The 23176-nt window shown below is 37.5% G+C and carries 21 protein-coding genes; 13 read left to right on the top strand and 8 right to left on the bottom strand.

Going from position 1 to position 23176, the window contains the following annotated elements; genetic code table 11:
- The first annotated feature begins 747 nt into the window (after positions 1–747).
- Positions 748–1506 carry a MerR family transcriptional regulator gene (locus tag ACEN4L_RS04280; RefSeq protein WP_407096108.1) on the top strand — a complete coding sequence of 253 codons (759 nt, stop codon included), beginning with the start codon at positions 748–750 and terminating at the stop codon, positions 1504–1506.
- Positions 1507–1939: 433 nt separating this feature from the next.
- Here ACEN4L_RS04280 and ACEN4L_RS04275 read toward each other — a convergent pair whose 3' ends face one another.
- The 3 genes from ACEN4L_RS04275 to ACEN4L_RS04265 form a co-directional block, all read right to left on the bottom strand.
- Positions 1940–4030: an RNA degradosome polyphosphate kinase gene (locus tag ACEN4L_RS04275; protein ID WP_407096107.1), complete on the bottom strand. Its 2091-nt coding sequence runs from the start codon at positions 4028–4030 to the stop codon at positions 1940–1942.
- Between the two features lie 48 nt (positions 4031–4078).
- On the bottom strand, positions 4079–5623 hold the full coding sequence (locus ACEN4L_RS04270; protein WP_407096106.1) for a Ppx/GppA family phosphatase: 1545 nt from the start codon (positions 5621–5623) through the stop codon (positions 4079–4081).
- Positions 5624–5758: 135 nt separating this feature from the next.
- Positions 5759–6238: a nucleoside 2-deoxyribosyltransferase gene (locus tag ACEN4L_RS04265; RefSeq protein ID WP_407096105.1), complete on the bottom strand. Its 480-nt coding sequence runs from the start codon at positions 6236–6238 to the stop codon at positions 5759–5761.
- A gap of 172 nt (positions 6239–6410) precedes the next feature.
- On the opposite strand from ACEN4L_RS04265, the gene ACEN4L_RS04260 reads away from it, so the two are divergent.
- The 3 genes from ACEN4L_RS04260 to uvrC all read left to right on the top strand — a co-directional run bounded on the left by ACEN4L_RS04260 (position 6411) and on the right by uvrC (position 10421).
- Positions 6411–7583, top strand: a complete 1173-nt coding sequence (locus tag ACEN4L_RS04260) for a 3D domain-containing protein (RefSeq protein WP_407096104.1) — start codon at positions 6411–6413, stop codon at positions 7581–7583.
- Between the two features lie 22 nt (positions 7584–7605).
- Positions 7606–7866: a hypothetical protein gene (locus ACEN4L_RS04255; protein WP_079650619.1), complete on the top strand. Its 261-nt coding sequence runs from the start codon at positions 7606–7608 to the stop codon at positions 7864–7866.
- 782 nt (positions 7867–8648) lie between these two features.
- Positions 8649–10421 carry an excinuclease ABC subunit UvrC gene (gene uvrC, locus ACEN4L_RS04250; RefSeq protein ID WP_407096103.1) on the top strand — a complete coding sequence of 591 codons (1773 nt, stop codon included), beginning with the start codon at positions 8649–8651 and terminating at the stop codon, positions 10419–10421.
- Positions 10422–10478: 57 nt separating this feature from the next.
- On the opposite strand, the gene ACEN4L_RS04245 is transcribed toward uvrC, so the two are convergent.
- Together ACEN4L_RS04245 and ACEN4L_RS04240 are read right to left on the bottom strand one after the other, a co-directional pair.
- The gene (locus tag ACEN4L_RS04245) at positions 10479–10826 is read right to left on the bottom strand and encodes an iron-sulfur cluster biosynthesis family protein (protein WP_407096102.1); all 348 of its coding nucleotides are present in this window, start codon (positions 10824–10826) and stop codon (positions 10479–10481) included.
- A gap of 90 nt (positions 10827–10916) precedes the next feature.
- Positions 10917–11261 (bottom strand): iron-sulfur cluster biosynthesis family protein, encoded by a 345-nt coding sequence (locus ACEN4L_RS04240; RefSeq protein ID WP_407096101.1) that lies wholly within the window; start codon positions 11259–11261, stop codon positions 10917–10919.
- Positions 11262–11397: 136 nt separating this feature from the next.
- On the opposite strand from ACEN4L_RS04240, the gene ACEN4L_RS04235 reads away from it, so the two are divergent.
- On the top strand, positions 11398–11967 hold the full coding sequence (locus tag ACEN4L_RS04235; RefSeq protein ID WP_407096100.1) for a GNAT family N-acetyltransferase: 570 nt from the start codon (positions 11398–11400) through the stop codon (positions 11965–11967).
- Between the two features lie 42 nt (positions 11968–12009).
- On the opposite strand, the gene ACEN4L_RS04230 is transcribed toward ACEN4L_RS04235, so the two are convergent.
- Positions 12010–12534: an LURP-one-related/scramblase family protein gene (locus tag ACEN4L_RS04230; protein ID WP_407096099.1), complete on the bottom strand. Its 525-nt coding sequence runs from the start codon at positions 12532–12534 to the stop codon at positions 12010–12012.
- A gap of 244 nt (positions 12535–12778) precedes the next feature.
- On the opposite strand from ACEN4L_RS04230, the gene ACEN4L_RS04225 reads away from it, so the two are divergent.
- Together ACEN4L_RS04225 and ACEN4L_RS04220 are read left to right on the top strand one after the other, a co-directional pair.
- Positions 12779–13048 carry an ACT domain-containing protein gene (locus ACEN4L_RS04225; RefSeq protein ID WP_407096098.1) on the top strand — a complete coding sequence of 90 codons (270 nt, stop codon included), beginning with the start codon at positions 12779–12781 and terminating at the stop codon, positions 13046–13048.
- Between the two features lie 17 nt (positions 13049–13065).
- Positions 13066–14421, top strand: a complete 1356-nt coding sequence (locus ACEN4L_RS04220) for a PFL family protein (RefSeq protein ID WP_407096097.1) — start codon at positions 13066–13068, stop codon at positions 14419–14421.
- Positions 14422–14727: 306 nt separating this feature from the next.
- Here the strand turns inward: ACEN4L_RS04220 and ACEN4L_RS04215 are convergent, their stop codons facing one another.
- Positions 14728–14892, bottom strand: a complete 165-nt coding sequence (locus ACEN4L_RS04215) for a YvrJ family protein (RefSeq protein ID WP_079650744.1) — start codon at positions 14890–14892, stop codon at positions 14728–14730.
- Between the two features lie 289 nt (positions 14893–15181).
- On the opposite strand from ACEN4L_RS04215, the gene ACEN4L_RS04210 reads away from it, so the two are divergent.
- From ACEN4L_RS04210 to ACEN4L_RS04195, 4 genes are all read left to right on the top strand, one after another.
- Positions 15182–16348: a Gfo/Idh/MocA family protein gene (locus tag ACEN4L_RS04210; protein ID WP_407096096.1), complete on the top strand. Its 1167-nt coding sequence runs from the start codon at positions 15182–15184 to the stop codon at positions 16346–16348.
- Positions 16349–16390: 42 nt separating this feature from the next.
- Positions 16391–17458 carry a Gfo/Idh/MocA family protein gene (locus ACEN4L_RS04205; protein WP_407096095.1) on the top strand — a complete coding sequence of 356 codons (1068 nt, stop codon included), beginning with the start codon at positions 16391–16393 and terminating at the stop codon, positions 17456–17458.
- Positions 17406–18269: a sugar phosphate isomerase/epimerase family protein gene (locus tag ACEN4L_RS04200; RefSeq protein WP_407096094.1), complete on the top strand. Its 864-nt coding sequence runs from the start codon at positions 17406–17408 to the stop codon at positions 18267–18269. The genes ACEN4L_RS04205 and ACEN4L_RS04200 overlap by 53 nt, the downstream gene beginning before the upstream one ends.
- Positions 18270–18343: 74 nt before the next feature.
- Positions 18344–19417: a Gfo/Idh/MocA family protein gene (locus ACEN4L_RS04195; RefSeq protein WP_407096093.1), complete on the top strand. Its 1074-nt coding sequence runs from the start codon at positions 18344–18346 to the stop codon at positions 19415–19417.
- A 710-nt stretch (positions 19418–20127) separates the two neighbouring features.
- Here ACEN4L_RS04195 and ACEN4L_RS04190 read toward each other — a convergent pair.
- Positions 20128–21018 carry a Cof-type HAD-IIB family hydrolase gene (locus ACEN4L_RS04190; RefSeq protein ID WP_407096092.1) on the bottom strand — a complete coding sequence of 297 codons (891 nt, stop codon included), beginning with the start codon at positions 21016–21018 and terminating at the stop codon, positions 20128–20130.
- Between the two features lie 150 nt (positions 21019–21168).
- Between ACEN4L_RS04190 and ACEN4L_RS04185 the strand changes: the two genes are divergently transcribed.
- The gene (locus ACEN4L_RS04185; RefSeq protein ID WP_407096091.1) at positions 21169–21846 is read left to right on the top strand and encodes a uracil-DNA glycosylase; all 678 of its coding nucleotides are present in this window, start codon (positions 21169–21171) and stop codon (positions 21844–21846) included.
- A 155-nt stretch (positions 21847–22001) separates the two neighbouring features.
- Entirely contained in the window at positions 22002–22976 is a 975-nt protein-coding gene (gene pta / locus ACEN4L_RS04180; protein WP_407096090.1) for a phosphate acetyltransferase, read from the top strand.
- Positions 22977–23176 lie beyond the last annotated feature (200 nt).

The raw sequence follows: 23176 nt of genomic DNA, 5'->3' as shown, positions 1-23176 counted from the left end.
ACCTGTTTTATTCATCGAGTGAGCACTCGTTTAAAGCTCACTTGACCAGTAAACCAGTTTTATTCATCAAGTGAGCACTCGTTTAAAGCTCACTTGACCAGTAAACCTGTTTTATTCATCGAGTGAGCACTCGTTTAAAGCCCACTTGACCAGTAAACCTGTTTTATTCATCAAGTGAGCACTCGTTTAAAGCCCACTTGACCAGTAAACCTGTTTTATTCATCGAGTGAGCACTCGTTTAAAGCCCACTTGACCAGTAAACCTGTTTTATTTATCAAGTGAGCACTCGTTTAAAGCCCACTTGACTAGTAAACCTGTTTTATTCATCAAGTGAGCACTCGTTTAAAGCCCACTTGACTAGTAAACCTGTTTATTCATCGAGTGAGCACTCGTTTAAAGCCCACTTGACTAGTAAACTTTTTTATTCATCGAGTGAGCACTCGTTTAAAGCTCACTTGACCAGTAAACCTGTTTTATTCATCGAGTGAGCACTCGTTTAAAGCCCACTTGACTAGTAAACCTGTTTTATTCATCAAGTGAGCACTCGTTTAAAGCCCACTTGATCAGCAAACTTGCTTTATTCCTCAAGCGGGAAATCATTCACTACTCACTTGAAGAATAACCGACCATTTACGTCATTGAATGAATCTTTATGTGTCTTTCTTTTACAAAATGCTTGACCTTCACGTTGCGTAAAGGTTTACAATCGAATTAAGTCAAAGAGGAACGAAGAGAGGAGGAATAAAAATGGAATATACTGTCAATACCTTAAGCCATATAGCGGGGGTCAGCAAGCGTACATTGCGCTACTATGATGAAATCGGGTTGCTGTCCCCAAAACGAAAAAGCTCTAACGGATACCGGATATATGGAGAACAAGAAATCGAAACATTGCAGCAAATTTTATTTTACCGCAACTTGGATATGCCTTTAGAAGACATCAAACAGATTTTAAATGATGTTCACTTTGACAGTGAAGCAGCGTTGTTGGAACATCGACAACGACTAGCAGCTAAAAAAGTGCAATTAGACCAGCTATTGACCACTATTGACAAAACATTAGCTAGTAAGAGAGGAGAGACTAAGATGTCAGACAAAGAAAAATTTGCAGGATTTAAAGAAGAACAGATTGAAAAAAATGAAGCACAGTATGGTAAAGAGATTCGTGAGAAATACGGTGTTGCAGCCATTGAAAAAGCAAACAAACAGTTTGTTGGGCTAAGTAAGGAAGAATATGAACATATGCAACAGCTAGCTGTTCAAATTTTAGAAAAACTAAAAACAATTCTGCACAAAAAAGATCCTGAAAGCAAAGAAGCATTACAAATCGCCGCACTGCACAGAGAGTGGTTGACGTTTACTTGGCCAACGTATTCAAAAGAAGCTCACCGAGGATTAGCGCAGATGTATGTGGACGATCCAAGATTCACCAAATATTATGATGAACCAGCAGGAGATGGCGCTGCTGAATTTTTACGTCAGGCTATCTTTAACTATACTAAATAAAGATACTGATTCTTCAGTATACGCTGTTTATAGAAGCTCCGAGTTACACCTATGCAAATAGAGCGAAAAGAAACGATTACCGATTTAATAAATAAATTTATTTCTCAAATGAAGAGGTTGCAGACGCTCACTTAATAAATAAATGCATCTTATTGATTAAGTAAAACTCTAATTGAAGCTCACTTGATCAATAAAATCAGTTTATTCTTCAAGTAAGACACTAACTATCACTCACTTGAGACTTAAAAGCCTTTAAGTTAATGGCTCATATAGTTAGATGACTTTGAAAAATATTTTGTGGATAAATGATATTGATTTCCATAAGCAAACTCATATGGCAGAGGAATTTTTTTACCAACGTTAGAAGATGAAGAGCTAGAGATCACGAAAAACGTGTACTTACCAATTTAGGTAAGTACACGTTTTTTCGATCTTAATGTTCTTCGCGAGGATTAATCAGTTTCTTTTCAGCAATAGCCATTTCCATAAAGGTTTGTTGGCTGTCGACTTTAGGCTGATCATTTTGGACCATTTGATACGTTCCATCTGTCAATTGTTGCCGAGCTTTAACATTATCTTTTAAGTAAATGTCTAAAATCGAAAAAATCGATTCTTTGATAGTATTGTCTAGAATAGGAAATTCGATCTCCACACGTTTTACCATATTTCGGGTCATCATATCAGCAGAAGAAAGATACAACTTCTTCTCTCCGTTGTGATGGAAATAGTAGATGCGACTATGCTCCAAAAAACGTCCAACTATACTGATGACGCGTATATTTTCACTTAGTTCAGGAATTTGAGCCCGCAAACAGCAGATACCTCTGATGATTAAATCAATTTTCACACCAGCTTGACTGGCACTGTAAAGCTTATCGATAACGACTTTGTCCGTCAGAGAGTTCATTTTAGCAATAATATGACCATTCCCGTGTTGTTGATGGAAAGCTATTTCTTCGTCAATGTCTTCAATGTAAGAATCACGAATATCAAAAGGAGAAACAGACAAGTAATTATAAACAGGTTGTTCTGAATAGCCGCTTAAATAGTTGAAGAAATTAGTCGCATCTTCTCCGATTTTTTTATTGGTCGTGATGATGCCCATGTCCGTATACAGTTTGGCGGTCGAATCATTATAATTGCCGGTTCCTAAATGAACATAACGGGTTACTTTATTTTTATTCTTTTTCACGACCATAGTGATTTTGCTATGCGTCTTCAGCTCAGTCATCCCATAAATCACGTGACAACCAGCTTCTTCCAATTCTTTTGCCCACTGCACATTTCGTTCTTCATCAAAGCGAGCTTTTAATTCAACCAACACGGTGACTTGCTTGCCATTTTCCGATGCCCGTTTTAATGCATTGACGATCGGTGAATCACTGCTGACACGATAAAGCGTTTGTTTGATCGCTAAGACAAGAGGATCGGTAGCTGCTTCTTGGATAAATTGGACAATCGGATCAAAAGAATCATAAGGATGATGAAAAAATAAATCTTGTTTGTCAGCTGCATCGTAGACATCTTTATCGACCAATTCTCTGGGGTATACTGGAGAGAACGAGTTGAAGACTAAGCCTGGCAGATCTTTTGAAAGATATTTCGAAATAGAACCCAAGACAGTCAGATCCAGAGGGCCGTCGATTCGATAGACATCTTGCTCCTCAATTTCCAAGGCCAGGGTTAAATGATAGATATCCTCATTGATGGTGGAGTGCGGATGTCGAGTATCTACTTCTAAACGTACAGCCATGCCGTTTTTACGTTGTTTCAAATAGTCTTCGATCACCACTAACAGATCTTCAGCACCTTGTTCATGGATTTCCAGATCGGCATTTCGCGTCACACGAAAATTAAAGGTGCTCTTGATCGTATACCCTTTGAACAAATCACTCATAAAATGAGCAATCAAATCTTCCGTATAGATAATAGTCGTATGATCGTTCATTTTGATCGGAACAAAGCGGTCCGCCAATGCCGGTAATGGGACAATAGCGACTTTTGAATCTCCCTCTTTTTCCAAATGAACAAAAATATTGACTAACTTGTTGTTCAAATTAGGAAAAGGTCGATAGGCATCGATTCCCAGTGGGGTAAGTGTAGGGAAAATAATTTCAGAAAAGATACTTTTTGCGGCTTTAAATTCTTTTTTAGTCAATGCTGTAATATCTTTAAAGTAAACAGAATGACTTTCTAATTTTTTAACAACTTCCGTGTAAAGACGGTATTGGTAAGTTACATTGGAACGATTCTTGATTGAAATAGCTTCCAGTTGTTTTTCGGGAGATAAATGAGTTTTGCTGTCCGGCTGATTGTAATTCAATTTTACTTGATCTTGCAGACCAGCGACCCGAACCATATAAAACTCGTCCAGATTGGAACTGCCGATACCTAAAAAGTTTAATTTCTCCAGCAACGGGTTAATATCCAGTTCTGCTTCAGAAATGACTCGCTGATTAAAGTCCAGCCAACTCAATTCTCTGTTTTGATAAAAATTAGGATTGGAATAGTCCTGTTCTTTCATTCAAATTCACCCCGCTCTGTTTAATTCCATTAACTTGATGATACTTATCTATTGTGTAGATTCTGTAAATTTAATAGCAAGGTTTGCGTCTAATATGCGTTCCAAATGCTTTTTCTGTCTATTGGTACGGTATTCTTCCGTTAAAACGTCTCCTTGATTCACAATGTGAAGGGTATAATTGTTCGAATCCTTTTTTTCTAGAGAGATATCTTTGACGACATTTACATGAGAATCATTTAATGCTTCGCTGAATTTAATGATACCGCCTAAATATTGGAGCAGATTTAATTCATCTTTATCAAACCAATTGGCCATTTCTTTCGTGTATTGCTTCAACAACGATTTATTTTTAAAGCTGGCTAACAGAGCCAGGATGACTCGTTCTTTGTGATTTAAGCCAGGAAGATTACTATTCGAAAGAATGTAAAACGTATTTTGTGATTGGGCATCGTTGTCGATGTAACTACCGATATAGTAAAGGTAAGCACTAGAACGCAGATAGTTTTTCCAATAATCATTCACTTCGATAATGCCTTCTTTTTCAAGAACAGAGAGCAATTTGTCTGCAATGGAGACGCGTTGTCTAGCAACCATCGGAGGAATATTATATGACTGGGCAGTACGACCAACAGTTTGTTGTCGTATTTCGGTCAGACTGAAGGGATTGTTGTGATGAATATTCAAATACTCCATTACGACACCTTCACGAAGTCCTTTGTTGCTAAAAATAAAAGTAGACGCAGCTACTGCATCAAACAGGGCATTAAAAACCAAATTCGCCGGCAAAATAATATCGGTACGGTCGCGACTCAATCCATCTAAATCATTCAATTCATCAGTGTCCGATTTTTCTAAAATATTTAGAGTATCTTGCAGATTATCTCGTGTCATTTGATACGCATGAACCCCTGCAATAGGGTATTCGATCATTCGCTGATGGATATTGGCAATGTTCCGTGCACTTCCGCCGATAGCGATGATAGGCACTTCTTTGTTTTGGATCCAAGGCAGCGAATTGAATTGTTCTGCGATAAATTTTTTAGCATTTTTGATGGCTTTACTATCATTATGAGCTTTACCATCAAAAAAAAGCTCCTTCAAAGTGACCACTCCAAAAGGAAAACTAATGGAATGCAGTAATTTTTTATTTTCAAAGTATGTGATCTCTGTACTCCCGCCACCAATATCTATAGTAATTCCATTTTTAGAATTGATGGAATGGAGAACGGCGTAATTTCCATAATAAGCTTCTTGTTCTTCTGCCAACAAGGTGATTTTAATTCCTGTTTCTTCTTTAATATGCTCTAAGATCTCTTGTTGGTTTTTGGATTGACGAATAGCAGCTGTAGCAACCGGCATTAAAGTGTCTACTTCATATTGAATGGCTACTTTCTTAAAACTTTGCATAATCTCCGTTAATTTATCAATGCCTTCTTGACTCAATACTTTATCTTCTGAAAGGTAGAGATATAAGCGAGCAGGAGTTTTGATATTTTGTAATTCTTTAATATTGTAATATGCATCTGTTTCAAAAATAACTAAGCGAACCGTGTTGGAACCAATATCGATTAATCCAATTCTTTCATTTGACATAAAAAAACCTCATTTCTATAAGAAAACTTAGTATAAGTTTATCTTACTTGAATGAGGTTTCTTTGTCTAAAATTAACAACGGAACGATTATAGTGAGTTCAAAAAAAGAAGAAGATTAGAAAAATGTCGGTTATATTACAAATATGACTGAATACTGCGGATTAAGTCCGCTGAATTTGTAACAATAGCTCCATTCATTTTTATCAATCCTACAGTGTACAAGTTAATGTAAGCAAACTGTGATTCTGCCGGCTGTTGCAAGGCATCAAGCTTTTGCTTATTGGTGGCCCCTTGTTGACGAGAATCACTATATAATCCAATAATCGGGATTCCAGCTTGATAAGCTACTCCGATTTCAGAGGCAACACCTACATCAATTGAAGCACCATCTAAAACCGCTACCACAAGATCGCTGGCCAGTAAAGCATCTGTATCATATTTGGCAATCGCAATAGAATCGGCATAAGTATTTTTATCGTTGATATCACCTTGTTCTTGAGGAGAATAGATCTCAATATCGGGGTATTGTTCCCGTATTTTATTGACTAGAAATTCGTTATAGGTGTATTCCATTTCTGAAAAAAGCGGACTAGCATAATAAATCTTTTTTGGCATTGTAATTCCTCCTTATAGAATGTTACAGAATCATTATACTATAAATTCATATTGTAATAAAAAGTAAAGTGAAAGAAATGTACCAGCCGGTATTATTGGTTATAATGTAAAAGGATTAAGGAACCGGAAAGTTGAAAGATAAATAAAATCATATTTAGAAAGGCGTTGTCTTATGAAGAAGAGAACCGTAAGTTTCTGTTTAGTTGTTGGAATGATGATTTCAATGTTCAGCCCAATAGTCGGAGAAGCAGCTACGTTAGAAGAAATCAAAACACAACAACAATCTAAACAAAGCGAAATGATACTATTGGATAACCAAATCAATAGTAAATTGGAAGAAGTAAACAAAAAGAATACAGAGCTTGAAAAAGTAGAAGAAGAGATTACTACTTTGGAAGTGACTGTTGAAGAAACAGCACAAGCTGTTGAAAAACAAGAAGAAGTTGTTTCAGAACGTTTAGATCAAGCCAAAGACAGACTTAAAACGATCCAGACAAATGAAGTGAACCAAAACACGGTATTAAGTTTAATTGAAGCTGAAAGTGTTACAGACTTCTTAAATCGTGCATACGTATTAATCACATTACAATCAGCTGGGAATGACCAAGTTGCCTCAGCTCAAGAAGAAGCAGAGGAATTAGAAAAACTGGAAGAACAACATGCAGCTAAAATTGCAGAATTGAAAGAGCAATCTTCACTGGCTAAACAACAAAAAGAAGAACTAGCCACAGAATTAGCTGATTTACAAGAAACAATGGATGAAAATAAAGCTCTTTTAGATAAATTAGATGAAGAAAGAGCCAATGAAGAAAATCGTATCGCTGAAGAAGAACGTCTAGCAAAAGAAGAAGCTGAAAAAGCAGCATTAGCTGAAAAAGCTAAAGAAGAAGCTAAACAAGCTGAAATCGCCGCTACACAAACGACAGCAAAAGAAGAAACTGCACCTGTTGCAACGAATGTAACAGTTAAAGAAGAAACTGAAGTAACTGAAACAAAAACAGAACAACAAGCAGAAACAAAAACGGAAGCACAAGCAACACCGGAAAAAACGACTTCAAGTAGTAAAACAGTGGTTGTTTCAGCCACAGGCTATTCAACACAACAAGCTGGTTTAAGTACTCATACAGCAATGGGAATTGATTTGACAGTAAATCCAAATGTTATTGCGGTGGATCCAAGTGTTATTCCATTAGGTTCAAAAGTTGAAATACCAGGATTTGGTGTTTTCATCGCTGGCGATACAGGTGGAGCAATCAAAGGAAACAAAATTGACATTCACTTCTCAACAGTTCAACAAGCATTAAGCTGGGGAAGAAGAACGATTACAGTTAAAATTCTTGATTAAAATCCAACAAACAGGTGATCAAATGGAGAATAGTTTAGATATAGATTTTTACCAAGATAAAGATGAAGATATTTTCTTAGAAGCTTGGGAAGCAAAGTATGGGGAATTAGAAGATTCTGCAATCGAGACGCTTTATCAAGAAATTGCACAAGATATTCACCAACAAATCAACACTGAGCAACATAAACTGGGAAAGAAATATGTGTATCGTGAAGTATTTGTGGGCTATTCAGACTACAATACCTTTAATAATTTGTATCTATTCTCCCAATCTAAAAGATAATTTAAGCTTATTATCCTAAACAACGACAGAGATCAACTCTGTCGTTGTTTTTCGATTTGGCTTTAACTCATCTTCTAGCGTTGGTAAAGAAATTTTCTCCGGCCTACGGGGTTGCTTATGAAAGCCATGGGAACGCCTTGAGCCTAAAACCGCGTCTCAACGCTTGCAAGCTTTGCCGTAGCCGTTGGAGCGTGAGCGACGTACGGATATGGTATGCGTAGCGTAGTGGAGAACAAACTAAGCGTAACGGCTAAAGCCTAACGCTCAGTAATTGCCATGATTGTTGCTGCTTCAGCAGCTTACAAGCATGGTACACTTGGGCGTACGCCCACAGTGTTTCCTTTTTTTGCATCCTTTTTCATGGCTATAAGCAACCTCATATTCCTCCGAAAATTTCTAGGAATGAGTTTTTTAAAGGATTAGGATTTATTTTTTTCTTACCAACGTTGGATGTTGTAGAACCGCTTTAATGCACAATCAGCAAGGTAAATCTGAGTATAATAGTAGTTAAATGCCGCATATCGCACGATCATATTCAATAAATAGTACAAAATAGGAGTTCGTTTACTTAAGAAACTGATATACTGAAAAAAGAAGCAAAGTGGACCAGCTGTGCTAACCCTGCATGGAGTTATCCATCAACTTGTGTACAATTTACAGCTCATTTTCAAAACTTGTCCACAAAATCCAATACACCATCACCTTTCTAATCACAAAAAGTTGACCGAATCAGAAAAGAACCCTAAACTACTATTAATATAAAAGATAGGAGAATTCCGTAAATGGTAAGTGATCACATCAATAACAAACTTACACTGCTGCCTGATTTACCAGGGTGCTATGTAATGAAAAATAAAGACCAAGAAATCATTTATATTGGCAAAGCTAAAAACCTAAAGAATCGTGTTCGTTCTTATTTCAAGGGCAGCCATGAAGGAAAAACACAACTATTGGTACAAGAGATTCGTGATTTTGAAACGATTATTACCAAAACAGAAAAAGAATCTCTTCTTTTAGAAATTACCTTGATCAAAAAACACCAACCTAAATACAACATTAAACTAAAACAAGGAACCAATTATCCTTATCTTAAAATTACCAACGAAAAGGATCCGCAATTGATCATTACATCAGATGTCAAAAAAGACGGCGGTCATTATTTTGGACCTTACCCGAATGTTTATGCAGCTTCTGAAACGCAGCAGCTGATTCAGAAAATTTATCCACTGCGAAAATGCAATGGACGCCAAAAAAGAGCTTGTTTGTATTACCATATAGGGCAATGTATTGGTCCATGCGACCATGAAGTACCCGAGGAAGAATATGTGTCGCAAGTCAATCGCATCAAGCGATTCTTGAATGGTGATGTCAAAGAGGTTAAAAAGGTATTGCGGAGCCGAATGAAAGATGCGGCAGACAAGCTTGAATTTGAACGTGCTGCTGAATATCGAAATCAAATTCAATACATTGAAACTACAGTAGAAAAACAAAACATCATTACAAATGACCCAACGCCTAGAGATGTCTTTAGTTACTATATGAATAAAGGGTGGATTTCCATTCAAACGTTCTTTATTCGCCAAGCCACATTGATCAAGCGAGAAGCCACTATTTTTCCCTGTTATGATACACCAGATGAAGAACTGTCTTCTTATATCGTGCAGTTTTATGAAGAAAAGAACCATATCCTTCCTAAAGAGATATTGGTCCCGCAAGGTATGGACACAGCTGTCTTGGAAGATGTATTGCAAGTTTCAGTTCGCAGTCCTTTTAAAGGTCGTAAAAAAGATATGTTGGATCTAGCTACCAAAAATAGTGAGATCGCCCTCAATGAGAAATTTAAATTGATTGAAATGGATGATAAGAAGACGGTAGGGGCTATCAAAGAACTTTCTCAAGCTTTGGGCATCCCTTATATCGAACGGATCGAAGCTTTTGACCACTCCAATATTCAAGGAACAAGTCCCGTATCAGCGATGGTCTCTTTTAAGGACGGAGCTCCTGATAAGAGTCAGTACAGGAAATATAATATCAAAACGGTAAACGGCAGTAATGAATTGGCGACCACTCAAGAAGTAGTGCGCAGAAGATATACTCGCTTATTAAAAGAGGGAAAACCCTTGCCGGATCTGATTTTGATGGATGGGGGGAAAATCCAAGTAAATGGAGCAATCGATGTTCTGGAAAATGAACTGGGACTGAGTATTCCTGTGGCAGGTATGGTCAAAGACAATAAACATAGAACAGCATCGCTTATTTTTGGCGAATCTCATCAAATTGTTCCGTTAGAACCGACCAGCCAAGCTTTTTATTTAGTCCAACGGGTTCAAGATGAAGTTCACCGTTTTGCGATCACCTTTCATCGAAAAGTTCGTAGTAAAAACAGTGTCTCTTCAAGATTAGATCGAATCGAAGGAATAGGTCCTAAGCGAAGAAAGAAAATCATGACGCACTTTAAATCCATCAAAAATATTCGCGAAGCCTCTATTGAAGAGATTACCAGTATTGGTGTGCCGCTAGAAGTAGCTAAAAAAATAAAAGAAGACATCAAATAAATGAAAAAGCCTTCTACCCATTTTAAAGGGTGGAAGGCTTTTTCATTTGTATTTGTTTTAATATAACTTCGTGTCATTATCATCTACAACAGAAATATTGGAGTTGATAATACCAGCATCGCTTGTTAGAACAAGTGTGTTTTTATCTTTTTTATAATCTAATTTCAGGTTCTCGTTTAAATCATCTAGATGAGAACTTTGAGTGTAAACTGCACCAATACTTGAGTCAATTGGTGTGTCTAATGCCTCGTTGTCTGAGGTCACAAGTTTTAAAGAATAAGCGCCTCTAATGCCACAAGCATAACCACCCGGTACATCATTATAAGAAAGAGCCCATTTTCCTTCGTGCTTTTCTTGGATGAGCTCTAATCGTTCTCTTGCTGAATCTGTAATGGTTAAATACATACAAACGGCCTTCTTTCATCAAAATTGGTAACTTACTATTAATAAGTGTTTTTAGTGTAACGCAAATTGTCTCAAAAGTCTAGCAGCTAGTTAAAGAATCTGTTTGCCTTCTTGATCAGTGATGATAACGTTATTGTTAATCAGGCCCGTTTCGCCTTTTAGAATTAAGGAATTTTTGTCTTTTTTGTAATCCAGTTTCATTTCCTGATCTAAATAAGATAAGCTCCATTTTTGAATGGGAAGATCGCCTAAATTGGATTCAAGAAGACCATCCATATCTTTATCAGTATTTTGTCTTATTTGCAGCGTGAATATTCCTGTATTCCCACATTCACAACCTACTTTTGATTCATAAAAAACAGCTAAGTTGCCTTGAGAAACAGATTGAGCCTTTTGAATTCGTTCTTGTGCAGCCTCTGTGATATCTAAGAACATTAGAATTCCCCCCTTTGCTGGTTCGCTTTAAGTATACTATCTTTTAGAGCATTAACCAACAGGATAAAATTTGTCGAAAAAATAATTTTCAGGTACTATTAGAAAGAGAATATAGGGAATAGATGAGGTGTATTAATTGATTCGCAAAGCTGAGAAGAAAGATACAGAAAATTTGATTGATGGCATCATAGCCATATGGGAAGACATGGAGTCTCCTTTCGTTACTGAAATTCCATTACCGGAACTGAAAGAAATTTTGAGAGAGAGTATGCTGCAAGAGGATTTTCGCTATCACTATTCTAGGGGAATCGTCTGCGAACGCAATAATGCGGTTGCCGGATTTATCTATGGATATAAAGGAGAAAACGAACGAAATCTTGATCGGTCTTTCAAAGAATTATTAAGAGAAAAAAACTATGACCAAAAAATTAATTTGTCTTTTGACCAAGAAACTAAAGCTGGTGAATGGTATATAGATATGGTGTTCACTCAAGCCAATTTCCGTAAGCAAGGTGTGGCTACAGAATTGTTGGCCTCGCTGCCTAAGATCGCTAAAGAAGCAGGAGAACCAATGATTGCATTAAATTGTGATTTGGTAAATGATAAGGCTCGGAAAGTGTATGAAAAACAAGGTTTTCAAAAAGAATCTGAGATTACAATCGTAGGCCATGTTTACGATCATATGGTAAAAAAAGTCGATGAATGAAAAAGGGAAGCGGATCTTATTCCGTTTCCCTTTTTCCCTATATTAGATGAGGCGAATAGCCGCCTGTTTATTTTTTTTAACGAGTACAAAATCTTTTTTTCTTTTTCTCGCATAATGATCTACAATCAGTGCTACCACAACACAAATAGGAGCGTGGTGCGGTTCAGGAATGGTTAAAGTATAGAAATCTCCCCGAGCAAAGCAATTCTTTTCCATTTCCATAATGGTTTTTGAATGTTGTTTAACTTGATAGCGTGCATGTTCAAAGTCTCCGAATATGATCCAATTTAACTTGCTGATTTTAAAATAGGTCTTGGAAAAAGCTACGTGTTTTGTGATGGTACCTATCTTTTCATCTCTTACATACAAATCAAATCGTGGCATCAAGGAAAGAGTCACTTGTTTTACCTTGACCATTAAGGAGCCGTTCATAGCGTATAGGGAAATAGAATCCCCAACACGTCCCCATGTCCCCACAGCTAGGAAGATATCTTCCCCGGCATGGTTTTTGACGATAATTTTCTCTTGCTTTGATATAAATTCTTCTTTCATATAAAGTCGAACCATTTTATCAACACCTCTAATGAATAAGACTTGATCCATTATGCTAGAAAATATCCGTTGTTTTATTCCTTCTATTCGACAAAAAGAAACACCCATTCCTATATCAACTTCATTATAACAAAAATCAGAACAGAATCGAAGACCTTATTCTACTTTCTACATTAAGACAAAGAAAGTAACTGAACTTTAGAAACAAACATGGTAGAATAGTACAATATAATGAAAGGTTATTATGAGGAGGAAAAAGATGAAAGCGATTGTGACAGTTATAGGACAAGATAAAGTAGGTATCGTGGCTGGTATCAGTAAAAAACTGAGCGAACTACAGATTAATATCAACGATATTTCTCAAACGATTATGGAAGGCTATTTCACTATGATGGTATTGTGTGATCTTTCTGCTAGTGAGCTAGAGTTTAGTCAAATCAAAGAGGAACTAACTAAAGAAGGGGAAGAATTAGGAGTAAAGGTACGCATTCAGCGCCAAGAAACATTTGATACGATGCATAAACTATAAAAGGAGCCTTCGATAAGATGGAAATCACAAATATATTTGAAACCGTTCGTATGATTGAAGAAGAAAATTTAGATATTCGAACCATTACAATGGGAATATCGTTGTTGGATTGTATTGATTCGGATGGAGAGAAAGCACGCCAAAAAATCTATGATAAAATCACGACTAAAGCTAAGGATTTGGTCAAGGTAGGGAAAGCTATAGAAATGGAATATGGGATTCCTATTATCAACAAACGAATTTCTGTAACTCCTATTTCTTTAGTAGCGGGAGCTTCTGCAGATAAAGATTATGTAGCGTATGCTAAAACGTTGGACGCTGCAGCAAAAGAAGTTGATGTAAACTTTATCGGCGGCTTTTCTGCTTTAGTAGAAAAAGGATACCATAAAGGCGATGAAATTTTACTTCGTTCCATTCCTAGAGCTCTGGCTGAGACAGAACGTGTGTGCTCATCTGTTAATATTGGCTCTACAAAAGCCGGTATCAATATGGATGCCGTTCGTGATATGGGAGAGATCATTAAAGAAACAGCTGAGTTGACTGCGGATACTCAAGGACTAGGTTGTGCTAAATTAGTCGTATTTGCCAATGCGGTAGAAGATAATCCGTTCATGGCAGGTGCTTTTCACGGAGTAGGAGAAGCGGATTGTGTTATTAACGTAGGAATCAGTGGACCGGGTGTTGTCAAAAGAGCTTTAGAAAAAGTTAAAGGAGAACCGTTTGATGTTATCGCTGAAACGGTCAAAAAGACAGCTTTTAAAATTACCCGGATGGGTCAATTGGTAGGGCAAGTTGCTGCAGAAAGATTAGACGTACCTTTTGGGATTGTCGATTTATCTTTAGCTCCAACACCTGCCATTGGAGATTCCGTTGGGCGCATATTAGAAGAAATGGGCTTAGAGAGAGTCGGAACTCATGGAACTACGGCGGCTTTGGCTTTATTGAACGATGCTGTTAAAAAGGGTGGCGTGATGGCTTGTGGCCATGTAGGCGGATTGTCTGGCGCATTCATTCCCGTATCAGAAGATGAAGCTATGATAGAAGCTGTTGAAGCAGGAGCTCTTAATGTAGAAAAATTAGAAGCCATGACCGCTATTTGTTCGGTAGGGTTGGACATGGTTGCTGTTCCTGGTGAAACATCCGCAGCAACACTGTCTGCGATTATTGCTGATGAAGCAGCCATAGGAATGTCCAATCACAAAACGACTGCAGTACGCATTATTCCAGCACCAGGTTCCAAAGTAGGCGATCGCATCGAATTAGGCGGCCTACTAGGAACAGCACCCGTAATGGCAGTAAATCCCTTTGGATCGGAAGAATTCATCCAAAGAGGTGGAAGAATTCCTGCTCCGTTGCATTCATTTAAGAATTAAGAGCGCGAAGCAAAACGTTTAGAACACTGTACACAACACCCAAGCGAAAGTTAGGTCTTTTTATCTAACATTCGTCTGGGTGTTGTGGTAGTGTGTTCTGCTTTGCGTAGCGCGTCTATGAGAGCAGAAACCTTTCTCTTGATTTTTCTAGAAAGGATTTTTTGGTCACGAAAAGTTTTGAATCATCTCAGGCAAATTTTGACAAACAAACTGAATTGCTAACTAGAGTCATACCACTAAAATCCAATATGAAAAAGCAGCTGAGAAGAATGAAGACACTCTTCACTACTGCTTTTTCATTTGTTATTAAGGTGTCGATTTGATTACTGTACTTAAGTCATGTAGTGCTTTTACCACGTCATCCAGCTTTGTTTCCATGCGTTGCAGTAAAAACAGCGAAATAAATATTGGAAAACCAATATTACTAACGAGTTCTATCACAGATGTCCACCACTGTATTTCAGTTTCCATGCACTCACTCCTTTCTTGTAACTCATCTCCAATTAAAATAACGAGTTACAGTAAAAAAGTGTTACATAAAGAAAATTCTTTAACACAAAAATAACAGAAAGCGGTTTCGGTCAATTTTAAGAGAGAAAGTGTACAGGTGGAGACAATGAAAAACAAGAATGGAAACGCTATAATAAGGTAGTACTCATAGAAACCGATTACTTAATAATAAAATAGAGAATTTACTCTATATAAATAAAACGTAATCGGATATGAAAAATGAAAATAATTAAGGATAGGTGAAGCTAAAATGACGAAAAAAGTTAAATTAGGTATTATCGGTCTTGGGACTCAAGGTAGTATGTATGCAAAATTTATTAAAGATGGAATGGTTCCAAACATGGAAATCGCAGCTATCTGTGATATTGATACAGAAAAAAAAGCTGTTGTTGAAAGCGAATATCCTGAAGTACCTTTTTATGAAGATTACATTGAAATGATGGAAAGCGGAAAAGTAGATGCTATCATCACAACTGTACCGCACTACCTTCACCCTGAAATGGGAATCGCAGCTTTAAAACGCGACATCCATGCACTAGTTGAAAAACCTGCTGGAGTTTACACGAAACAAGTAAAAGAGTTAAATGAATTTGCAGCTACTAAATCAGAATTGACATTTGGAATCATGTTCAACCAACGCAACAATCCATTATACAAAAAAATCAAAGAGATTGTGGACAATGGTGAAATCGGAAAAATCCGTCGTTCAAACTGGATCATCACAAACTGGTGGAGACCACAACCTTACTACGATCAAAGCGAATGGAGAGCAACATGGGGCGGAGAAGGTGGAGGCGTCTTAGTGAACCAAGCACCTCACCAATTAGACCTATGGCAATGGATCTGTGGAGTTCCAAAATCAGTTTACTCAAAAGTAGCATATGGTTTCAAACGTGATATCGTAGTAGAAGATGAAGTGACTGCTGTTGTAGATTATGGTGATGGAGTAACAGGAGTTTTTGTTACAGCTACACATGATATTATTGGAACTGACCGTTTTGAAATCTTAGGCGATCAAGGGAAAATCGTGGTAGATGGAAGTAAAACAGCTACAGTTAGTCGCTTAGTTAAACCAGAGCAAGAACTTAGCGAGAACATGGATATGGAAGACGTTAAAAAGCTCTTTATGGGTCAATTGAAGGCAGATGAATTGTATACTCAAGAAACGATTGAATTTGATAGTCCATGGGGAGAGCAACATTCAGGCGTATTGGAAAACTTTGCAGCGAATATTTTAGATGGCGCACCTCTATTGGCACCAGGTTCTGACGGAATCAACGGAGTTCGCTTAGCAAATTCGATTCACCTTTCAAGCTGGACAGGTAAAGAAATCAATTTACAAGATCTAGACGAAGAATTATATCTGGAGGAATTAAACAAACGCATTCGTGAAGAAGGCAAATTCTCCGAAAGATAGTCTGTCGCTTAGGGTAGAGTCAAGAACAAGGAGAGAAAGCTTATGTTAAGAGTTGGTTTAATTGGCTTAGGAGACGTTTCTCCCGTACATGTTAATGCTATTAATGCAAGTGAGTACGGTGAATTGGTAGCAGTATGCGACATGGATGTAGATAAAAAAAGTGAATGGACGGAGTTTCCATTTTTTACGAACATGGAAACGATGTTGCAAAAAATGGAGCTGGATGTTGTCCACATTTGTCTGCCGCATTATTTGCATCAACCGGCTACCGCTATGTGTGTGAAATACGGTGCACATGTCTATTTGGAGAAACCTGTCTCTGTCAATTATGAAGAATCTCTAGAACAACTTGAATTAGCTGAAAGTACAGATCGAAAAATCTGTGTCAGTTTTCAAAATCGCTACAATAGAAGTTTTATGAAGCTGATAGACATCCTCGAAAATGAAGATGTGGGACAAATTACTTCTATTAAAGGATTAGTAACGTGGTTCCGTCCAGAAAGCTATTATACAACTAAACCGTGGCGCGGGAAGAAACTGGAAGCAGGTTATGGCTCAATTATCAATCAATCGATCCATACACTGGATTTGATTCAGTTGATCGGTGGCGATTTAAAGAGCTGTAAAGCGTCACTGACTAATTTGACGGACTACGACATTGAAGTAGAAGATACAGCCAGCGCGACATTTGCTTTCGAATCGGGGGTAAAAGCTTTTTTCCATGCAACCAATGCGTATACAGAGAATTCTTCAGTGGAATTACAAGTGATCACGGAAAAGGAAAAATTTACGATCAAAGATAGTCGCTTGTATTTCACTAATGAAAATGGACGAAAAGAAGTTATTGAAGAAGACGATCGAATTCCAGGATCTAAATTCTACTACGGGATGGGGCATAGAATTCTGATTCAACGATTCTATAAAAGTATTTTAGACAATACCGAAGACTATGTCCACGTAAGAGAAGCAATCGCCTCTATGGAAATGATTGAAATGATGGACCGTTCATCAAAAAATGCAGGAAATGCAGAACGGATAACAAGAGAGGAGCTTAATCATGACAAAAGTGAAAATCGGGGTACAAGGGTTCACGTTGAAGGAACAGTTTAAAGACTTAGGACCTTACGAAACACTAAAAAGAGCAAGTGAATTAGGTTATAACGCAGTGGAGATTTCTCAAGTAGATATGACACCAGAAAATGTCCAAGAAATCAAACGGGCTTCCACAGAGTTAGGGATGGAAATCGCTTCTTTATCAGCTGGACTGAAGCCGATGATGGAAGGGCAAGAATCTTTGACCACTCATTTGGATAAGATTATCGATGATTGTAAAACATTAGATGCAGACATCGTTCGTATCGGAATGCTGCCATTTGAAGCAATGGCTTCGCTGGATAAAGTAGTGGAATTTTGCCATGAAGCCAATGATGTAGCGGAAAAAATGAAAGAGCAAGGGATTAAATTGTATTACCACAACCACCATATTGAATTTGTAAAATACGACGGTCGTTACCTGTTAGACATCATTCGTGAAGAAGCACCATTATTGGGCTTTGAATTGGATATGCACTGGGTACAACGTGGTGGAAGAAATCCAATCGAAGTACTGAAAGAATACGCTGGGAAAGTAGATTTGGTTCACTTGAAAGACTACCGTATCGTTCCGGTCCCTCAAGAAGCTGTAGATGCTTTACAAAGAGGGGAAGCAGAGCATTTCATGGATGCATTCACAAATAACATTCAATTTGCTGAATTGGGAACAGGTTCCCTTGACTTGAAAGGCATTATTGAACAAAGTATTGAAAGTGGTGCTCGTTACTTGCTGGTTGAACAAGATGACGTATATGGACGCGATCCATTCGACAGTTTAGCGGACTCACGCGACTACTTATACGAATTAGGATACAAAGAATTATTCTAATGCACACTAAAAGAGGAAACCAGTTGATCAGAGACGACTGGTTCCCTTTTTTCTACTGAAAGGAAGGGTATTATATGGGCAGTAACGATGGGATGAATTATGCGCCAAAAGGAAAAATGAATCGAGTAGTTGAAGAAGGGGAATTTAATTTCGCAGCAGCAGCTTTAGATCATGGACACATCAATGGAATGACCAATGGTTTACTGGAAGCTGGAGCAACTTTGAAATGGGTCTACGATCCAAATCCAGAAAAAGTAGCCGAATACAAAGAACAATTCCCGCAAGCACAAGTGGCTGAGTCATTAGAACAAATCTTGGAAGATCCAGAGATTCATTTGGTGGCGGCAGCTGCAGTTCCAAACAAACGCAGTGAGCTGGGAAATCAAGTGATGAAAGCTGGAAAAGACTATTTCACAGATAAAACAGCTTTTACAACCATGGAACAATTGGAAGAAACGAAACGTGTCGTAAAAGAAACAGGACAAAAATTCTGGGTCTACTTCAGTGAACGTCTGCACGTGGAAGGGGCTGTTTATGCTGGACAGCTGGTAAAAGAGGGTGTCATCGGAGACGTGATTCAAGTCACCGGTTTCGGTCCGCATCGTTTGGACAAAGAAAAACGTCCTGATTGGTTCTTTAATAAAGAACAATATGGTGGGATATTATGTGATATCGGAAGCCATCAAATCGAACAATTCTTATACTTTACAGGAAATGAAGATGCTGAAGTGCTGCATAGTAAAGTTGGAAATTTTGCTAACTCGGATACGCCTGAATTAGAAGATTATGGTGATGCTACCTTAGTTGGCGAAAATGGCGCAAGTTTCATCTTTAAAGTAGACTGGTTCACACCAGATGGTTTAAGTACTTGGGGTGATGGTCGTGTGTTCATTACGGGTACTAAAGGAACGATCGAAGTACGTAAATACGTAGATGTAGCTCGCGAAGAAACAGGCGACCATTTATATTTGGTTACAGCAGAAGGCGAAAAACATTACTCATTGACTGGAGAAGTTGGATTCCCATTTTTCGGAGAAATGATCAAAGACTGTATCAATCGCACTGAAAATGCCATGACCCAAGACCATATCTTCAAAGCTCAAGAACTGTGTCTGATAGCACAAGAAAAAGCTATGGTTATTAAGTAAGAGCGCAAATCAAGGGCTGACCCCGAAAAGTTAGAGTGAAATCTAATTTTACGGGGTATATTTTTATGGCAAAGTATCATGAAAAATTTAAGCTGAAAGTGGTTCAAGAATAGCTGGATAGACCTTTGATTATCATTTCTTAACGAATAAACAGAAGAATTTCTCATTAAACTATACTCAAATGCCGACTGAATAAAGAATGAATGTGTCTGAGACGGCAGGTAGCTCTAATTTTTTTAGTTTATTCTTCAAGTGAGCCTTAATTTAATGTTCACTTGAGTAATAAAACCATTTTATTGATCAAGTGAGCACTTATTTAATTGCTACTTGATCAATAAACTCGCTTTATTAGTCAAGTGGGAAATAATTCACTACTCACTTGACTAATAAACTTGATTAACTCATCAAACGAAGCTTTCTTTGGACATGATAATCAGAGGATCTCACTGGAAAAACACATTGAATGGTGTAATCCTGTTCGACCAAAAGCAAAATTGGCTAGTCTAAGTCGTGGGAATACCGTATGCAAACCAGCCAATCAGCTGCATATAAAAAAGCTAACATTTTTTTGGAGGGCTACCCTGATAGTTTTACGCAACACATCCAAAATAAGAGAACATCACAGGCTTTAAATTCAATACCTCAAAAAAGCTCACAGAGTCGGTTATTCAACCAACTCTATGAGCTTTTTACCATTATTTTATAGGGGATTAGTTAATGCTGACTTTTTCTTCTAAGCGGCCATTAAGAGCCAACATAATACCTTCAGCAACCCCATTTTCATTATTGGCTGAAGTGAGGTATTTTGCGGTATTTTTAGTTTCTTGTGCGCCATTTTCCATAGCAAAACTAAATCCTGTGATTTTAAGCATTGATAGATCATTGAGATTATCTCCGAATGTCATGACATCGTCCAAGTCAATATCCATTTTTTTAGCCATCTCGCTGACGGCAATTCCTTTTTGAGCATCAACATGATTGATTTCAATGTTGTTTTCGAAGGAAGAAGTGATTGCTAAATCACCGATTTGATTTAACTCAGCTGAAATAGGCAACAATGTTTTTTGTCCGTCTTGACTGAAAGCAATAATTTTCAGCACATCTATTGTTTCGTCCTCAATCAATTCATCGTAATTATCAATGTAATGGATATTCATAATCTCTAAACGAGCAGCAGCTAACACTACAGCCATTTTATAAGTCGTTTCAGGGTTTGTTTCGAAAAGCAAAGAAGCAACAGACTCGATACGTTTCGCTTTGTTATCCGAAAAAATACCATTGCCAGTTGTGATCTCACAATACAAATTATTCTCTCTAATAGTGGCTAATATTTTACGAGCCGTGTCTTTAGTGATACCGGCTGTTTTTAAAATAGTTCCTTTTTCATCATAAACTTGAGCACCGTTAAGCGTAATGATCGGGCAAGACAATCCAGCTTCTTCTAATAATGGTTTGGCTTCTGTAAAGCCACGTCCTGTTGCTACCATAAAAGGGATACCTTGTTTCTCTGCTTCACGAATAGCATCCGCATTTGTTTGGGAAATCATCATTTTTTCATTTAACAATGTCCCATCCATATCAGAAACAATCAATTTTACCATTCTACAACCTCCATGATTTTTTACTAGTTTCAGTCTACCATGATAGCTTGAAAATAGCACCTTTAAATGAAAGAGGTTTTCGCTTGTGAAAGGGTCTTAATTCTTGTAGGATAAGGAAAAAGGAAAGTAATTAAAGAGAGGAACATAATTGTGACAATTCCAGTAAAAAATGATTGGGCACCTATTCTGAAAGAAGCCAGTGAATCGGAGAGTTACCAAAAGCTGCGAGAATTTCTAAAAAAAGAATATGAAACAGAAACGATCTACCCGCCAAAAGAAAATATTTGGCAGGCTTTTGAATGGACACCATATAGTGAAGTAAAAGCAGTTATATTAGGTCAAGATCCTTATATTAGAGAAAATCAAGCACATGGACTGAGTTTTTCTGTACAACCAGGAATTAAACTGCCGCCTTCTTTAAAAAACATCTACAAAGAATTAGAGGCCGATTTAGGATATCCTCCAGCTGATCATGGTTACTTAGAATCATGGGCGAAGGAAGGAGTGTTGTTGTTAAATACCGTCTTGACTGTGAGAGAAGGACATTCTCATTCGCATAAAGGAAAAGGATGGGAGGAATTAACCAATTTTGTGATTCAAAAACTGAATGAACGAAGTGGAATGATCGTGTTTATTCTGTGGGGAAATCCTTCGATTGAAAAAAGAGATTTGATTGATGAGTCTAAACATGTGGTCCTAACGTCGCCTCATCCAAGCCCCTTTTCTGCCAGAAAAGGTTTTTTTGGATCAAGACCTTTTTCAAAAACCAATGAGGCTTTGATCGAAAGTGGACAGACACCGATCGATTGGGAAGTGCCTACACTCTAAAAAGAAACAACAACTGAATATCTGTAATAGTTTTGTTCTGTGAAAAAATAAAAAATAGCTGTATAAGAATAAAAAAAGCTGAAATAACTGTATTTTTTGGTGATATAGTAGTATTATTAGAACTGTAGTATAAAACAAGGTTGGAGGGAATTAGATTGGAACTATTTGAGAGTTTAAAATCTAAAGTTTTAAATAAAAATGTCCGTGTAGTATTTCCAGAAGGAACTGAACCACGTATTTTGGGTGCGGTAGTCCGTTTACAAGCAGAAAACTTGGTACACCCAGTACTTTTAGGAAATGTTGAAGAAATCAAAACTTCCGCAAAAGATCATGGATTTAACGTAGAAAACATTGAAATCATTGACCCAAATAACTATGATGAATTTGACGCTATGGTAGAAGCTTTTGTTGAACGCCGTAAAGGTAAAGCAACTGCAGAACAAGCTCATGAAATTTTAAAAGATGAAAACTACTTTGGAACAATGTTAACTCACATGGGTAAAGTAGATGCTCTTGTAAGTGGGGCTGTACACTCAACAGGAGATACCGTTCGTCCTGCTCTTCAAATCATCAAAACTAAACCAGGCGTTAGCCGTACTAGTGGAGCGTTCATTATGATGCGCGGACGTGGACAAGAAAAATACTTGTTCTCAGATTGTGCCATCAACGTGAACCCTTCTGCGCAAGAATTAGCAGAAATCGCAGTAGAAAGTGCTAAAACAGCTGAAATGTTTGATATTGAACCTAAAGTTGCTTTATTAAGCTTCTCAACAAAGGGTTCAGCAAAAGCTGACGAAGTAACTAAAGTAGCCGAAGCAACTAAAATTGCTAAAGAATTAGCACCTCAATATGAAATTGACGGTGAAATCCAGTTTGATGCTGCTTTCGTTAAAGCTGTTGCAGATCAAAAAGCACCAGAATCAAATGTTGCTGGACAAGCATCAGTATTTGTTTTCCCAGAATTACAATCAGGAAATATTGGTTACAAGATCGCACAACGTTTCGGTAATTTTGAAGCAATTGGACCAATCTTACAAGGTTTGAACAAACCCATTTCTGACCTTTCTCGTGGTTGTGTGGAAGAAGATGTCTACAAGACAGCTATCATCACAGCTAATCAAGCTCTATAATTAAAATTCTATGATTAAAAGACAGAAAAGGCGCTCTTTGAGTGCCTTTTTTTATTTTGAGAAGTTTCATCAAAACTTAGTGTAAAATATTCGGTGGTAGAAATAAAAGACGAATGACGATCGTTTTTTAAGTTGACAAAAAAAGAGGAAGACCGTTACCATACAATTATAGGTTTGAGCGCCTAAATATAATCGTAAAG

Source organism: Desemzia sp. FAM 23988 (assembly GCF_045528365.1).
In the GTDB taxonomy this organism is placed as follows: Bacteria; Bacillota; Bacilli; order Lactobacillales; family Carnobacteriaceae; genus Desemzia.
This window is presented reverse-complemented; position numbering and strand designations above follow the sequence as displayed.

Excerpts from the sequence above, each read along its gene's own strand:
- ACEN4L_RS04280 (WP_407096108.1), top strand. The coding sequence starts at position 748 with ATGGAATATACTGTCAATACCTTAAGCCATATAGCGGGGGTCAGCAAG.
- ACEN4L_RS04275 (WP_407096107.1), bottom strand. The coding sequence starts at position 4,030 with ATGAAAGAACAGGACTATTCCAATCCTAATTTTTATCAAAACAGAGAA.
- ACEN4L_RS04270 (WP_407096106.1), bottom strand. The coding sequence starts at position 5,623 with ATGTCAAATGAAAGAATTGGATTAATCGATATTGGTTCCAACACGGTT.
- ACEN4L_RS04265 (WP_407096105.1), bottom strand. The coding sequence starts at position 6,238 with ATGCCAAAAAAGATTTATTATGCTAGTCCGCTTTTTTCAGAAATGGAA.
- ACEN4L_RS04260 (WP_407096104.1), top strand. The coding sequence starts at position 6,411 with ATGAAGAAGAGAACCGTAAGTTTCTGTTTAGTTGTTGGAATGATGATT.
- ACEN4L_RS04255 (WP_079650619.1), top strand. The coding sequence starts at position 7,606 with ATGGAGAATAGTTTAGATATAGATTTTTACCAAGATAAAGATGAAGAT.
- uvrC (WP_407096103.1), top strand. The coding sequence starts at position 8,649 with ATGGTAAGTGATCACATCAATAACAAACTTACACTGCTGCCTGATTTA.
- ACEN4L_RS04245 (WP_407096102.1), bottom strand. The coding sequence starts at position 10,826 with ATGTATTTAACCATTACAGATTCAGCAAGAGAACGATTAGAGCTCATC.
- ACEN4L_RS04240 (WP_407096101.1), bottom strand. The coding sequence starts at position 11,261 with ATGTTCTTAGATATCACAGAGGCTGCACAAGAACGAATTCAAAAGGCT.
- ACEN4L_RS04230 (WP_407096099.1), bottom strand. The coding sequence starts at position 12,534 with ATGGTTCGACTTTATATGAAAGAAGAATTTATATCAAAGCAAGAGAAA.
- ACEN4L_RS04225 (WP_407096098.1), top strand. The coding sequence starts at position 12,779 with ATGAAAGCGATTGTGACAGTTATAGGACAAGATAAAGTAGGTATCGTG.
- ACEN4L_RS04220 (WP_407096097.1), top strand. The coding sequence starts at position 13,066 with ATGGAAATCACAAATATATTTGAAACCGTTCGTATGATTGAAGAAGAA.
- ACEN4L_RS04215 (WP_079650744.1), bottom strand. The coding sequence starts at position 14,892 with ATGGAAACTGAAATACAGTGGTGGACATCTGTGATAGAACTCGTTAGT.
- ACEN4L_RS04210 (WP_407096096.1), top strand. The coding sequence starts at position 15,182 with ATGACGAAAAAAGTTAAATTAGGTATTATCGGTCTTGGGACTCAAGGT.
- ACEN4L_RS04205 (WP_407096095.1), top strand. The coding sequence starts at position 16,391 with ATGTTAAGAGTTGGTTTAATTGGCTTAGGAGACGTTTCTCCCGTACAT.
- ACEN4L_RS04200 (WP_407096094.1), top strand. The coding sequence starts at position 17,406 with ATGACAAAAGTGAAAATCGGGGTACAAGGGTTCACGTTGAAGGAACAG.
- ACEN4L_RS04195 (WP_407096093.1), top strand. The coding sequence starts at position 18,344 with ATGGGCAGTAACGATGGGATGAATTATGCGCCAAAAGGAAAAATGAAT.
- ACEN4L_RS04190 (WP_407096092.1), bottom strand. The coding sequence starts at position 21,018 with ATGGTAAAATTGATTGTTTCTGATATGGATGGGACATTGTTAAATGAA.